The sequence below is a fragment of the Leifsonia sp. NPDC058292 genome (assembly GCF_042880955.1).
Lineage (GTDB): Bacteria > Actinomycetota > Actinomycetes > Actinomycetales > Microbacteriaceae > Leifsonia.
Map to the genome: position 1 here is coordinate 27,353 of NZ_JBHVYL010000016.1, position 13,693 is coordinate 41,045.

11 protein-coding genes and 1 tRNA gene are annotated in these 13,693 nt (G+C 62.5%); 5 read left to right on the forward strand and 7 right to left on the reverse strand.

The window, feature by feature from the left end:
* The first annotated feature begins 624 nt into the window (after positions 1-624).
* The 3 genes from ACFVWR_RS10685 to ACFVWR_RS10695 are packed head-to-tail and all read left to right on the forward strand — an operon-like array spanning position 625 to position 4,265.
* Positions 625-1,746 carry a DNA cytosine methyltransferase gene (locus ACFVWR_RS10685; RefSeq protein WP_387211117.1) on the forward strand — a complete coding sequence of 374 codons (1,122 nt, stop codon included), beginning with the start codon at positions 625-627 and terminating at the stop codon, positions 1,744-1,746.
* A complete protein-coding gene (locus tag ACFVWR_RS10690) occupies positions 1,746-2,825 on the forward strand; it encodes a DNA cytosine methyltransferase (RefSeq protein ID WP_387211120.1) in 1,080 nt (359 codons plus the stop codon). Before ACFVWR_RS10685 ends, ACFVWR_RS10690 begins: the two co-directional genes overlap by 1 nt.
* Positions 2,826-4,265 (forward strand): restriction endonuclease, encoded by a 1,440-nt coding sequence (locus tag ACFVWR_RS10695; protein WP_387211123.1) that lies wholly within the window; start codon positions 2,826-2,828, stop codon positions 4,263-4,265.
* Positions 4,266-5,239: 974 nt separating this feature from the next.
* On the opposite strand, the gene ACFVWR_RS10700 is transcribed toward ACFVWR_RS10695, so the two are convergent.
* From ACFVWR_RS10700 to ACFVWR_RS10720, 5 genes are all read right to left on the reverse strand, one after another.
* Positions 5,240-6,697, reverse strand: a complete 1,458-nt coding sequence (locus ACFVWR_RS10700) for an ATP-binding protein (protein ID WP_387211126.1) — start codon at positions 6,695-6,697, stop codon at positions 5,240-5,242.
* A gap of 1,391 nt (positions 6,698-8,088) precedes the next feature.
* A tRNA-Arg gene (locus tag ACFVWR_RS10705) sits at positions 8,089-8,160 on the reverse strand.
* A gap of 39 nt (positions 8,161-8,199) precedes the next feature.
* Complete coding sequence (locus tag ACFVWR_RS10710) at positions 8,200-8,697, reverse strand: HNH endonuclease (RefSeq protein ID WP_387211129.1); 498 nt, start codon at positions 8,695-8,697, stop codon at positions 8,200-8,202.
* A gap of 369 nt (positions 8,698-9,066) precedes the next feature.
* A complete protein-coding gene (locus ACFVWR_RS10715; protein ID WP_387211132.1) occupies positions 9,067-9,858 on the reverse strand; it encodes a C40 family peptidase in 792 nt (263 codons plus the stop codon).
* Positions 9,859-10,189: 331 nt separating this feature from the next.
* Positions 10,190-10,882 carry a metal-dependent transcriptional regulator gene (locus ACFVWR_RS10720; RefSeq protein WP_387211135.1) on the reverse strand — a complete coding sequence of 231 codons (693 nt, stop codon included), beginning with the start codon at positions 10,880-10,882 and terminating at the stop codon, positions 10,190-10,192.
* Positions 10,883-11,000: 118 nt separating this feature from the next.
* Between ACFVWR_RS10720 and serC the strand changes: the two genes are divergently transcribed.
* Both serC and ACFVWR_RS10730 read left to right on the forward strand, forming a co-directional pair.
* Positions 11,001-12,116: a phosphoserine transaminase gene (gene serC / locus ACFVWR_RS10725; RefSeq protein WP_387211138.1), complete on the forward strand. Its 1,116-nt coding sequence runs from the start codon at positions 11,001-11,003 to the stop codon at positions 12,114-12,116.
* 11 nt (positions 12,117-12,127) lie between these two features.
* Positions 12,128-12,361, forward strand: a complete 234-nt coding sequence (locus ACFVWR_RS10730; RefSeq protein ID WP_387211142.1) for a DUF2530 domain-containing protein — start codon at positions 12,128-12,130, stop codon at positions 12,359-12,361.
* Here ACFVWR_RS10730 and ACFVWR_RS10735 read toward each other — a convergent pair.
* Together ACFVWR_RS10735 and ACFVWR_RS10740 are read right to left on the reverse strand one after the other, a co-directional pair.
* Positions 12,317-13,300 carry a DUF3027 domain-containing protein gene (locus ACFVWR_RS10735; protein WP_387211145.1) on the reverse strand — a complete coding sequence of 328 codons (984 nt, stop codon included), beginning with the start codon at positions 13,298-13,300 and terminating at the stop codon, positions 12,317-12,319. The two genes, ACFVWR_RS10730 and ACFVWR_RS10735, sit on opposite strands and share 45 nt — an antisense overlap.
* A complete protein-coding gene (locus ACFVWR_RS10740; protein ID WP_387211148.1) occupies positions 13,293-13,673 on the reverse strand; it encodes a cold-shock protein in 381 nt (126 codons plus the stop codon). The genes ACFVWR_RS10735 and ACFVWR_RS10740 overlap by 8 nt, the downstream gene beginning before the upstream one ends.
* Positions 13,674-13,693 lie beyond the last annotated feature (20 nt).

Sequence of the window (13,693 nt, forward strand, 5' to 3'; positions counted from 1 at the left end):
CGTCGCATCGGTTGGGGCAATCCGGACGTGGAGCTGCCAACATCCGACTTCGCCCCGGGTCACAGTTCAGAAGCCACGCCTCGCCTGGTGCCGGCCGATCGCCGCCAACGACCTCGAAGGCTCATTCGCTGCGCCGTGATGCGCCGTCGCCCCAAAAGTGTCCTGGGGACTCGAAAACTGCGACTATCCTTTAGACACCGTCTCCGAGTGCCGAAAATCCGCGGAACTATTCGCCTTTGCGACTCCTCGAGATGACTACGATCGCATGCGATTTCACCCGATTGTGGGTAAATTGGAGCATTCGGCGATGCTCAGGGCATGTGATGTATCAAAGCGTCGGTGACGGTTCAGGTACAGGACATCGTTGCTTACGGTAAGGATACGGAATCCGAAACCGTGTCGCCTCGCCGCCGTCGAAGGGCCGCGCCACAACTATCTAGTTGAGCCGCCCGACCGTACGAGGGCACATTTTCTGCTGGCCTGCTCGTGCGCACGTCAGCGGAGCGCCTGACCTTTTCCGCAGCATCAAACGCTTAGCCTTGATTCGATGCCGAGCAGGCGCGCCAGTGTCAGTGGCCCGCCGTAGCGTGGGCGCGTTACCAACTCGCGGAAAAGGGAATGCCTGTGCCAAACCAGATGCCCGTAATCGACCTATTTTCTGGTGCCGGTGGTCTAGGCCTCGGAGCCCAGCAAGCGGGCGGCGACCTTCGGCTGTCGATTGACAACGACAGACATTCAGTCGAGACGATGCAGTCCAATACCACACTCCATGGCGGCAAGGCTGAGGTCGGCGATGTGACCAACTCGACTGGCGCTGAACTACGGCAATCCGCCGGCCTGGGAAAGACTGACGATGTCGTGGTCGTCGGTGGCGCGCCGTGCCAACCTTTCAGCAAGGCTGCCTACTGGACTGATCCTGGACAGGAAGCAGCGTATCGACGGGCTCGGGCTCGTGGCGAAACCGCCCAGAGGCCTCAGGAGCCGCTAGTCGCACGTCCCGATAGCCGCCGGACGCTCGTGCACGAGTTTTGGCGCTTGGTTCGAGAGTCGGACGCGACGGGCTTTGTATTCGAGAACGTTCCGAGCATTTTGCACCCCCGTAACAAGCACATCTTTGCCGCTCTTCGCGAAGACGCCGAGGCCGCCGGTTACAAGACGACCACGGTCGTAGCGACAGCCACCAACTACGGCGCACCTCAAACCCGCCAGCGTGTGTTCCTATTGGGGTCCTTGAACGAGGCACCAGTGGCCCCCGCTCTGACTCACTCCGAGGCGGCTGCCGACGGAATGCTGCCCTGGATGACCGCCGGCGACGCGCTCGCCCGCTTTGAGGGCCCGGAGTTTGCCGAGGCGGACGAAACCATCACAGGCCGCTGGGCCAATCACCTTCGCGACATTCCGCCCGGGATGAACTACAAATTCCACACCGCCTGGGCTGGGCATCCTTCGCCGACTTTCGAAACTGAGACTCGCTACTGGAATTTCCTGCTCAAGCTCGATCCCGACCGCCCGTCGTGGACAATTCCCGCGAGCCCGGGGCCGTGGACCGGCCCTTTCCACTGGAGCGGACGTCGGCTCCGGATCACCGAGCTTGCCGCCCTTCAGTGTTTCCCGGACGGCTACAAATTCTCGGGGCCGCGCCGCGAGCAGGTTCGCCAGATCGGTAACGCAGTTCCCTCGGTCATGGCGGCCGCGATGGTCGGCTCCGTCCTGGATTCCGTCAATGCGCTCCGAGCTGCCGCGTAATGGCGCAGAAACTCAAGGCGCTTAGCCTCTTCTCGGGCTGCGGCGGCCTGGACCTGGGCATCCGGGAGGCCGGGTTCTCGATCATCGCCGGAGTGGACACCGACCCCTTCTCCGCGCGCAGCCACGCTCGAAACTTCCCTGCGTCGGGCTTCTTCGAGGGCAGCATCCAAGACTTCACTCGTCACGCGGCGGTCGCGCTTGTCGGGGAAGAAGCGCTGGACGAGGTCGACCTCCTGATCGGCGGGCCACCTTGCCCGCCTTTCTCCAAGAGCCGGTTCTACCGCACGGATAAGCCGCGAGCGATGAGCGACCCTGTGGGCGAAGTGACAATCAATGGCTACATAGACACCCTCAGGTGGCTCAAGCCAAAAGCGTTTCTTCTTGAGAACGTCGCGGGAATGAACTTTAAAGTCCACCGTGAGACCCTCGACTTCATTCTCGAATCTGCGAGAGCGCTCGGATACACAACATCGACTCGAGTGCTCAATGCTGCCGACTATGGGGTGCCCCAAATTCGTCAGCGATTTTTCGTCGTCGGCACTCTCGCCGGCGAGTTCGAATGGCCCGAGCCGACGAACCGAGACCCAGAGGATCACTCGAATCCTGCTCTTCCTCCGTGGAGGACTGCGGGGGAGGTGATCAGCGACCTCGACACCGAAGAGAACGCGAACGATGTTGGCCACGTAGCCGGAGGGAAGCACCGTGAATTACTCAAGCAGATTCCACCGGGCGACAACTACCTGTTCTTAACCGCAAAGCGGGGTCATCCTGACCCGCAGTTCGAGTGGCGCAAGCGCTACTGGTCGTTCTTGCTGAAGTTGAGTCCTGACATGCCATCGTGGACTATCCAGGCTCGCCGATCGAACAACATGGGTCCCCTGCATTGGCGTAATCGCATCCTTCGGCTAGAAGAGGTCAAGCGGCTCCAAACTTTCCCCGACGATTGGTACCTTGAAGGCAATGTCGATCAACAGTGGAGACAGGTCGGAAATGCTGTTCCGCCGATGCTCGCGAAGGCGCTCGGGATCCAGCTAGCGGAACTCTTGCGCACACAGTCGCGTGAGCGGGTCGCTGCATAGATGACTGAAGACAGCGCGCCGAGGCTCCCTCCGATTGTGGAGTTCACTCCCGAACAACTCGGGGGCTTCGAGAGTATTTTCCTTGTGCTCGAAATCGTCAAGAGCGACTCCGGAGATCGCGCGAAAATCGTTGAGGCGATTCGCGCGATTTGGTTTGCAAACTCGGCGCTCAACTACTTGGACCTCGACAAACGACTGATCCAACAACTCAAACGCGCGGGTAATGTCGTTTCGGGAATGCGAGCTCTCGGTCTACTTGCAGAGAACCAGAGCAAGCCTGCCCTTAGCAGCTTCGGCGACGAGATACTCTTGCTTAAGTCAACTCCCGATCTCGCCGCTAGGAAATTCGCGACCTTTCTCCTGCGCGAACGTCGCGGCATCGAGTTGCTTGAGGCTGCGCGGGCCGTCCGACGACGTGTCGGACGGGTCACGAAGGCAGCGGTCGATAGCGAACTTCTTTTACGCGGATACGCCGTGCCGACGAATAGCAGTAATTCTGGCAAGCTGCGCCAGTGGCTCGGGACCGCGGGGGTGGTTGACGATCACTGGGTCATCGACGAAGACCTCTTCGCAGACCTTGCGGGTGTGAAATCGTCCGAAATCACCGACTGGCGGAAACTGACACCACTCCAGCGGATAACGCTCGAGATCCTCCGGATGCGATCAGAGGGGAACGAGTCGCCGATCGCGTCGCCGGATCTACTCGAACTTCTGCGCCAGCGGGGCGCCGAGTTCAATGGCGGGCAGGTCAAGCGCGACATCTACAAGCCTCTAGTTGATCAGGGATGGATAACGCAGACCGGTGCGACCGGGGGACGCGGAGCCAAGGGCGGAGCGATTGCGCCGACCGAGAAGACACTTGAGTTGGACGTCGATCTGATCGATGGGCTTGCCCTAGGGGATCTGCCCGCAGAATTGCAGGAGCACCTCGGACGCCCGCTCCCGGACGTTCTCAAGGATCTTAGGTCGACTGACACACATACCAAGGGCCTGGCCCTCGAACTGTTGGCTCTGAGACTTGCCGCGGATTGTGGGCTGATGCCGGTTGATCTCCGTGTTCGTGGCGTAGCGACCGGCGGGGCAGAGGTCGATCTCGTCGCCGAAGGCGCGCATCTTCATTTCTCGCGCTGGCTCTTTCAATGCAAGAACCAGATAGCCACGGTCGATCTCGGCGTGTTGGCAAAAGAGCTCGGCATGGCGACTCTGCTTCGCGCACAGGTCGTAGTGATTGTCACGACGGCCGCCTTCGCAAAGTCGGTCCGCGATTTTGCACGCCAAGCCGCTGAAACAACAGCGATCCAGGTCGTGCTCATCGACAAGGTGATTCTCGAGAAATACGCCCAAGAGGGACCGTCCGCACTTCGCGAAGAGTTGCATAGCCGCGCAGTCGAGGTGCTGACATTGAAACGGCCGCAGTTAGACGAGGTGCCCATCGAGTAGGAACTTGAGCTATGGAATGTCACTGGGGCGACGTGCACAGGCCGTGCTGAACGATAGTGAGTTAGCTAGTCCCGAATCGCGGTCTCAATCGAGCAAGAAGCCCCTTCCGATGCGGGGGTACCAAGTCCACTCTGATATGTCTGAGGGCGGGAGGGCGCTGTTTCCTGCTCGGGCTCGTCACTCGGCCTGGTAGTGGAGTTGGGTCGGCTGGGCCGCGTCCAGGATAAGGTGGGCACTTCGTGGAGCGCCAACTGAGAGAATCGAATAGCAGCGTCCAGCGTGTCAACTCCTCGTCAAGATGCTCGTAAGCGATTGCGGCGACTCCGCCATTCCGCCAGCGATAGAAATGACTGATCTGTGAGCGGCTGCGGCTCGCGTCCCGGGGGCGCTGTTGGGATCACTTCTGTCATGTTCCAGGATAGAAGTCGCGGCCATACACAACAACGCCGCGCCGAATACCCGATTCATCATCCTCCACTCGAAATGATGTGCGCTCTGCATCCGCGTAACGAATTGGAACGTCGTAGTCCCTGCCTGCGAAGGTCCCGGCCGCCGTACGAACCCGTCTGTCATCGAGAGGTTGGCTTGATCGATTCGCAAGAAGTGATGGCCTCTTGTCTTCCGTTCGGGGGATCGGTACGCCAATCCCGGTAGCTAACCGCGCTTCGCGATGCCCAACTCGACCACATAACCCTGCACGACCTTAAGCACACCGCGACCAGCCTGGCTGTCAGCGCTGACGCGAACGTCAAGGTGCTGCAGCCCACGCTTGAGCACGTGCCGGCCGCGATAACGCTGGACACCTACGTCGATCTTTCGAGGACGATCCAGGGTCGGTCGCTGATCGGCTCAACGATCGCGTTCTCTTGGAGAGTTGCGGCGGGTTCTGGTCGCCGTGACACGCGACTACAAACCGGGACCACATCGACTTAGCCTCACACTCAGGGAGAACGCACCTCGCACAGCCAGGTGTCTCAGAAGGGCGGCGTAGCGTCGGCCTGGTCCAGATCCTCGCTGGCGTGACTTACCTGGCCAGCCCCGAGTTGAGATGCCCAGCCCTTCCGATCGGCCTTCTCTTGATCGAAAGGAACATCGAAGGCGACAGGTAGCTCCGCCTGTATCCAAGAACCGTCGGCGACGGCGCGAAGCCGAGGCAAGGAGGGTAGGCCGTCTGCAACTGCCGACCCGAACACGTTCTTCAAGAAGTTTATGCTGGTGTCGTCAATGCACGAGAAGGAGATAACGGTATTGCATTGGGTTAGAACCGACTTGCTAACCGTTGCAGTTCGCTGAGCCAGGACGAGCAGTCCGACCCCATACTTGCGCCCTTGAAGTGCAATCTGCGTGATCTTGGCGATGGTTCCCTTGGAGTCGAAGTCACCCAGACCCGCAAATGCAGCCTCGGGCATCACGGTGTGCGCTTCCTCGACGACAACCAGAGTCTTTTGCTTGCTCGTCGCGCCCTCCTTGGCGAGTTCAAGCAGCGTACTCAGGTAGATCTCCGTGATCCAAAGCGTCGCCTTGGTGTTCGAGATCTCAGTCAACTCGATCAAGCCGAGTGCTCCGCCATCCATAGCGTAGAAGGCCTCGAGAGCCGCTCTGGCCTCCGTGCGCAGGGTCTTGGCGAATTCCGACAACACCTTCTTTTCGGCGCCCGCTCCGTAGGACCCGGTCTCCACATCGAAGAGCCTGGCCCCGAGATCGGACGCCTTCTTCTCTGATATCGAAAGCGCTGTCGGCGACATATCTGCCAGTCGCGGAGCATACTGCGAAGTCAAATCGATGCAGATGACCTTGACGCCGTTCTTGACGGCATATCGAATCAGATCGAAAGCAAATTCGGTCTTACCAGTCCCAGTCGCTCCGAGGAGCGCGGTGTGAGATTCGAGCTGATCAAGGAAGCTGCCGTAGAGAGTTACACCTGTGCCGGGCACGCCGCCGAGCGGGAAGAGGCCTTGCGTCTTTTGTTCAATGGAGGGCGACTCCGCGAGATACGCCAATGCGTTCATAGGCGGCAGATAGTCAAATCGCCGAAAATGGTCGTCTCGGAGCACGCCGATCTGCACCGCCGTGGCAATCTGCGAACCGTAGTGCAAGCCACCGAATGGCTCCTCAGAAGTCTCGATCCCAGTGACCTGAAAATAGACAAGTTCTCCAGCGAAAGGAATGACCAGTACCTGACCCGACGCGATGCGTTGGTCAGGAAGAATTTCGACCCTCAGGTGGGTGAGCGTTGATGACTCGCGGACTATCCCGACGATCTCTCGGGCCATGCCGCCGGCGAGTTCGCGGACCAGCGTTGTCCGGTTTGGGCCGCTCTCTCCATGCGGAACTACCAGCGTCCCGACACGACCGGACTTCGTGGCCGCGTGGTCCGAAATTGCAAAAGTTCCCCAGACTCCATCGCTGCGATTCTCGCTAAACAGAGGCACGCACCACCGACTCGATCCATCAGGAAGGTGCGCCAGGACTACTGACTCGCGCTCGCGGCCATGAGTCACTACCTACGAGAGCGACTCGAGCCAAATTGGGACTATCCACGCGGTCGAGGTGGCCGACCAATCGGTCTCGAACCTCTTGTCCGAACCGCAGCCGGCTGAGGAGTTGCGGCAGCCCGAGAGGCCAGATCGCGAGATACAGACCCCAAAAGATCAACAGAGCCAAGGCAAGACTTGAGCGACTCGCGGCGAAAAAGAAGAGGGAAGCCAAGAACACGACAGAGAACACCACACGCGCCCGACCGAACCTCGAAGCGACCAGGTAAGCAATCGCCATCGTTCGACGCCCTCTCGTCCGATTTGACTGAGATTGGAGTGTCAGACACGCGGCTGACGCCGCCATCACGAGACCGAGGTAGACGGCCACGGCTATCCACACAGTCAATGACGTCGACGCGAGAAGCGGCAGAAGCGGAAGCATCGTGATAAGTGCCGTGAACGAATTAACGAGCGCATCACCCGGGGCCGTGAAGTACTTTTCGAGAATCACTGATCCGAGGACAACGAGAAGGATGCTGCTCTGCAGGAGGAGCGCATCCGCAGGGTCGCTAGGAATGAACTCACCGGTACAAGCCCACGCGATGAACCCGAGGCAACCGATCGAGGCCACCAGAACGACCACTCTTACCCAAGGGCGAATCGGACCCGTCGTCACGAGTGAGCACTCCCATGCTCGGCATCAGCGTTCAACGCCGAAAGTGGCGCCACGTGATATGGATGGCTGCATCCGAAGTCATAAACAAAAGAGGACTTGTCGCAATCGCAGACGGCAACAAAAAAGGACTCCCGAGCTTGTGGCTCGAAGTCCTTGGGGTGCTGAATGGCGGACGTCTTGATAGTCATAACGTGGTGCTCCTTCCGGTCGATGTGCTTCCAAATGGTTTCCGATTCCCTGGTAGTGAGTGAACGTACTTCTCTGCAATGTGCAGCATCTGAAACCATAGCGGCGGGCCATTACTCGAGCAACGCACCCGTTTGGGTGACAAGAAGTGGTGAGGCAGCTGCCACGAAGGCGGCAGACCAGACCGCACGCGACACCCCTGCCGAAAACTGTCGTGGCGACGCGAAGTGCCTGCGCGGCAACTCTTTGGTGGAGCAGAGTGCGGTGCACTGTTCGTACGGACCGAAGTCGTGGAAGATCTGACGCAGCATCTTCTTGCGACGCCACCCTGCCCGCTCGGACGGGCTCATCGCCAAATTGGAGTCGTCGGCGAAGCTTGAATTTCCTCAAGTTCTAAGGATCTGTGGGCGAATTGTGGGCAAATCCAGAAATCGACCTCCCACGGAAATCGGACCTGACCGGCACTCTAGCTGCACTAAAGAAGTGCCCCTGGAGGGACTCGAACCCCCAACCGTTTCCTTAGGACGGAACTGCTCTTCCATTGAGCTACAGAGGCTGGCCTGACGAGTCTAGCGAAACAACATCCGCCACACCGTCACGCCGCGGGCTCCAGGAAGTCGTGCCATTCCGGCTGCGCCGTCTCCACGCCGCGAACGACCCACGAGGCGTCGTGGGGCACGCGCGGCGTTAGGCGCAGCGACCAGCCCATTTCGGCCGGGGTGCGGTCGCCTTTGACGTTGTTACAGCGGAGGCAGCAGGCGACGAGGTTCTCCCAGCTGTCGGCGCCGCCGCGGGAGCGAGGCTGCACGTGGTCGATGGTGGTGGCCGATTTTCCGCAGTAGCCGCAGCGGTGCAGGTCGCGGCGGAGGACGCCGCGGCGGCTGACCGGCACGGTGCGTCCTCGGGGTAGGCGCACGTAGCGGGTGAGGAGGATCACCGATGGTCGCTCGAAGCTCTCCGAGATACCCCACACGGGATGCTCGGGGTCGATGGCGACGACCGTGGCCTTCTGATTCATCACCAGCACGATGGCTCGCTTGAAGGAGACCACGGCGAGCGGCTCGTAGCCGGCGTTGAGGACCAGTGTTCTCATCTCAGACCTTTCTCGCCTGGCTGGCGAACGGTTCAGGGTAAAGAAAAAGGGCACTGTCCGTGTGGACAGCGCCCTGCGAGGCGGTGGCATGGTGGCGGCAGGCCACGAAATGGTGGCGGCAGGCCAGGAAGGCGTGGTGGTGGGGAGCGAAATGGCCGCGCTCGGTCAACCTGGTCGCCCTCGCGACCGGTGTGGTGACGCTGCGCTGCTGGCCCATCGGCTCTCCCGGATCTCTCACGGTGTCAGGGCATCAGAGTAACCCAGAAACGGCGCGCCACATATTCGTGGCGCGCCGCTTGCTGTAGTGGGCGAGAAGAGTTCACGCTCCGTTCGCCGAAAATCCGAACCGAAAGCCCCGAAGGGCGCCGATCAGATTCCGAGACGAACGATGTAGTAGTTGCTTGTCCAGATCGGGCGGATGCTGATGCTGCGGCCCGTGTCGGGCGCATCCATGATGTTGCCGTTGCCGGCGTAGAAACCGTCGTGGCCGGGCATGATGACGACGTCACCGGGAACCGCATCCTCGATCGAGATGCGCTTGCCCAGAGCCGCCTGGCCCGACACCGAGTGCGGCAAGGAGATGCCGAACTGGGCGTAGACGAACATGATGTAGCCCGAGCAGTCGAAGCCGGCCGGGGTCGATCCGCCGAAGACGTAAGGGGTGCCGATGTACTGCTGCGCCACCGAGAACACCTGGTCGAGGCTGAAGTTCGGATACGGCGGGTTCGCGAGGAAGTCGGACACCGAAGGGCCGGAGTAGCTGCTGGCGTAGCTGGCGAGCGACACGGCGGCGCGCTGGCGGGCGGCCTCGGCAGCCTTGGCCGCTGCGAGCTGCTCCTCCGTGGTGGCCGAGGCGGCGTCGCGGGCGACAGCGGAAGCGGCGACGGTCTCGGGCACCTCGACGCTCTGCGACTGCGCCTTCTTCATGCCGTCGATCGCCGACGCCTTGAACTGCGCTGCGTCTGCGCCCTGCGGGTTGAAGGCGTAGGCGGGGATGGCCATGGTGGCGATGAGACCGGCGGCGAGAGTCATGACAGCGACGTTGATCACGCCGCCCTTGACCTTCTTCTTGCTCGCAGCCTTGGCGGCACCGCTGCCGGCGGCACTGCCCGCAGTCGACGCGACCTTGACGGTCTTGGGGGCCTTCACCGATTCGGCCACGCGCGCAGCGCGGAGGGAGCGACGGGAGACGATGTCGGTTGGTTCAGTGGAGCTTGGGGTCTTCGGGTTGTTCAAGGGCTCTTCAGAGCCGGAAATACCTAATGGGGCCAAGGTTTGAACCTCCTGCGCTCCGACAGCACTAGGTAGCTGCCCCGTCCCGGTTGCTTATAGCTTCGGCTTCGCGGATCAAGAGACGGGTAGTGGGGGGTGGAGCGTCTTGATCCGGGTCCTGTGGGCCGGCTTCTGGCCCGTCGGACTCGTTAGAGACTACGGGACACCCTCCCGTTTGTCACATCCTTTTTCGGCGTTTTTAACAAATTGGTAACGGAGCTCAGGCGGCGACGAAGATGTGGGCGGCCAACTCGTTGGGCAGTTCGAGGCCGTTCTCGAAGCCGTCGATCTGCACGATCACATACGATCCAGCGGAAGAGAAAGTGCCGGTCGAGCCGGGAAAAACGCCCGCCTGCTTGAGCTGAAGGAGCAGCTCGGGATCGACCTGCGCAGGTTCGCCGAGACGACGGATGCTGGCAGTCACCCCGGAATCGCGACCTTCAACCACTTCTACAAGGTTCACGAGGCCCTCGGTGGAGGGTGTCGCGTCAACCTCGCCCAATTCGGCCAGCCCGGGGATGGGGTTGCCGTACGGGGAGACCGTGGGGTGCCCGAGCATCGTGAGCAGTTTGCGCTCCACCTGCTCGCTCATCACGTGCTCCCAGCGGCAGGCCTCCTCGTGCACGTACTCCCATTCGAGCTCGATCACGTCGCTGAGCAGACGCTCTGCGAGACGGTGCTTGCGCATCACGTGAACGGCTTTGCGCCGACCGTCGTCGGTCAGCTCGAGGTGCCTGTCGCCGGAGACGACGACGAGGCCGTCGCGCTCCATCCGGCCGACCGTCTGAGAGACAGTGGGACCGGAGTGACCGAGGCGCTCGGAGATGCGCGCACGCAGGGGGACGATGTTGTCCTCCTCCAACTCGAGGATGGTGCGAAGGTACATCTCCGTCGTGTCGATCAGATCGGTCATTGACCCCTCCACTTACTTGGCCGCGTACGTTGGTAGAGCCTACTTGGTGAGGCCGACGCCGCGTCACAGGCCCGCGGTGAGGGCCATGCGCAGGTGTAACAGCCCATAGACTCTGGATATGCCGGATGTGACCATTCCCACTGACTTGCTGCCCGCTGACGGACGATTCGGATGCGGCCCCTCCAAGGTTCGCCCCGAGCAGCTCGCCTACCTCGCGGGCCCCGGTGCGGAGCTGCTCGGCACATCCCACCGCCAGGCTCCGGTCAAGAACCTGGTCGGCCGCGTGCGCGAGGGTCTGGGCGACCTGTTCCGCCTGCCCGACGGCTACGAGGTCGTCATCGGCAACGGCGGATCGACGGCGTTCTGGGATGCCGCGGCCTTCTCGGTCATCGAGAAGCGCAGCCAGAACCTGGTGTTCGGTGAGTTCAGCAGCAAGTTCGCTGCCGCGGCGAAAGCCCCGTGGCTCGAGGCGCCGCACGTGATCGACGCTCCGGTCGGGTCGCGCAGCGAACCCGAGGCGATGGAGGGCGTCGACGTCTACGCCTGGCCGCACAACGAGACGTCGACCGGCGTCATGGCCCCGGTGCGCCGGGTACACGGCGACGAGGGCGCTCTGACCGTGATCGACGCGACCAGCGCGGCCGGTGGCGCGGACTTCGACGCGAGCGAATCCGACATCTACTACTTCGCGCCCCAGAAGAACTTCGCCTCCGACGGCGGGCTCTGGTTCGCGCTCTTCTCCCCCGCCGCCATCGCGCGGGTGGAACGCATCGCGGCGAGCGGTCGCTACATCCCCGAATTCCTCAGCGTGAAGAACGCCATCGACAACTCGCGGCTCAATCAGACGCTCAACACCCCGGCGATCTCGACGCTGGTGCTGCTGGAGAACCAGCTGGAGTGGATGAACGCCAACGGCGGCCTGGCCTGGGCATCCGCGCGCACGAAGGAGTCGTCGAACGCTCTCTACGAATGGGCGGAGAGTGTCGACTACGCGACGCCGTTCGTCGCAAACCCGGAGCACCGCTCACAGGTCGTCGCGACCATCGACTTCGACGAGAGCGTGGATGCGGCGGCCGTTGCGAAAGCACTGCGCGCCAACGGCATCGTCGACACCGAGCCGTACCGCAAGCTCGGCCGCAACCAGCTGCGCGTCGCCACGTTCACCGCGATCGAACCGGACGACGTGCGCGCGCTGATCGGATGCATCGAGTACGTGGTCGAGCGACTGGGCTGACCGGAGCCACCATGCGACTCTGGCTGCGCGACAGCGAGCGACGACCCGACCCGGTTCCGGCCGAGACCGACGACCGCAAGGCCGTGCTCGTCGGGCTCGGCCTCTGGGCCGTCGGCTTCGTGCTGGTGCTCCTCTTCCTGCGCCCACTGGCCGACGCGGGGGACGGCTGGTGGCTGTGGACGGTGGTCGTCGGGCTCGCGCTAGGCCTCGTCGGTCTCGCTTATCTCACGGTGAAGCGGCGCTGAAGCCCCGGCCGACTCGTCCCTGACGGACGAATCGTGACGGGCGTCGGTTGCGTCGTCGTCGTCCGAGTCGTCGTCGTCCGAGTCGTCATCGTCCGAGTCGTCATCGTCCGTCGTGTCATCGAGCGCCGCGGCCTCCTCGGCCGGGAGGTCGAGGTCGGCGTCGTCGTCGGTCGCCTCGTCGTAAGACGCGTCGACGCTGTCGATGTCGACACCGTCGATGTCGCCCGCGTGGAGGTTGTGCACCTCGACGCCGGCGTCATCGTCGTCATCATCATCGTCGTCGTCGTCGTCATCATCGTCGTCGTCGTCAGACTCGTCGTCGCCGTCGAGCTCGTCGTCGCCGTCGAGCTCGTCGTCGTCATCGTCGGACTCGTCGTCGTCATCGTCATCGGACTCGTCGTCGGCGCCCTCGGTCGCGTGCAGCGCCTCTTGCGAGGCCTGGTACTCGGCGAGACGCTCCGACCAGGGCAGCCAGTCGGGTGCCAGCAGGGCTCCGTCGCCGGGCATGAGCTCGGTCTCCAGCACCGTCGGAGCGGAGTCGCCGTCGATGCGCGACAGCGTGACCGTCCAGTTCCAGCCGGGATACCCCGGCATGGTGCACTCGAACCGCAGCGACAGCACGTGCTCGGCCTCGATGAGGTAGCCGGCCGGCTTACCGATCGTCGATGCCGGCGTGATCTCGAGCAGCGCTTCGCGGCCCAGCTCGGCGGATGCGAGCAGCACGTCGTCAGGCACGGTGGGGATCGGGGGCGCGACGGATGCGGCGGCGGCCTCCGGCGCGGCGTCGGCCTCGGCCTCGGCTACAGCGTCAGCCGCATCCGCGACCGCGACCACGTCGGCGTCAGCAGCGCCGTTCTCGGCCGCATCATCGACGCCGTCGACAACCTCGGGCGCGTCGTGCTCGACGCCGCCGAACGAGAAGAGCTCGCCGTCACGCATCCAGATCGTCCGCGACCCGGCGCAGTACAGCGGCGATCTTGGCGCCGTGCGCCTTGTCCGGGTATTTTCCGCGCTTCAGATTGGTGCCGATGCCGTCGAGGAGCTTCACGAGATCTTCGACGATCACCGCCATGTCGTCGGCGGATTTGCGGCTCATCTTCGCCAGGCTGGGCGGCGCATCCAGCACCCGCACCGACAGCGCTTGGGCTCCGCGCTTGCCGTCGGCGATGCCGAACTCCAGGCGTGTGCCCGATTTCACCACGGATCCGGCGGGAAGTGCCGAGGCGTGGAGAAAGACTTCCTGGCCGTCATCGGAGCTGATGAAGCCGAAGCCTTTCTCGTCGTCGTAGAACTTGACCTTGCCGGTTGGCATGGGAACCTCTTTCACATGGG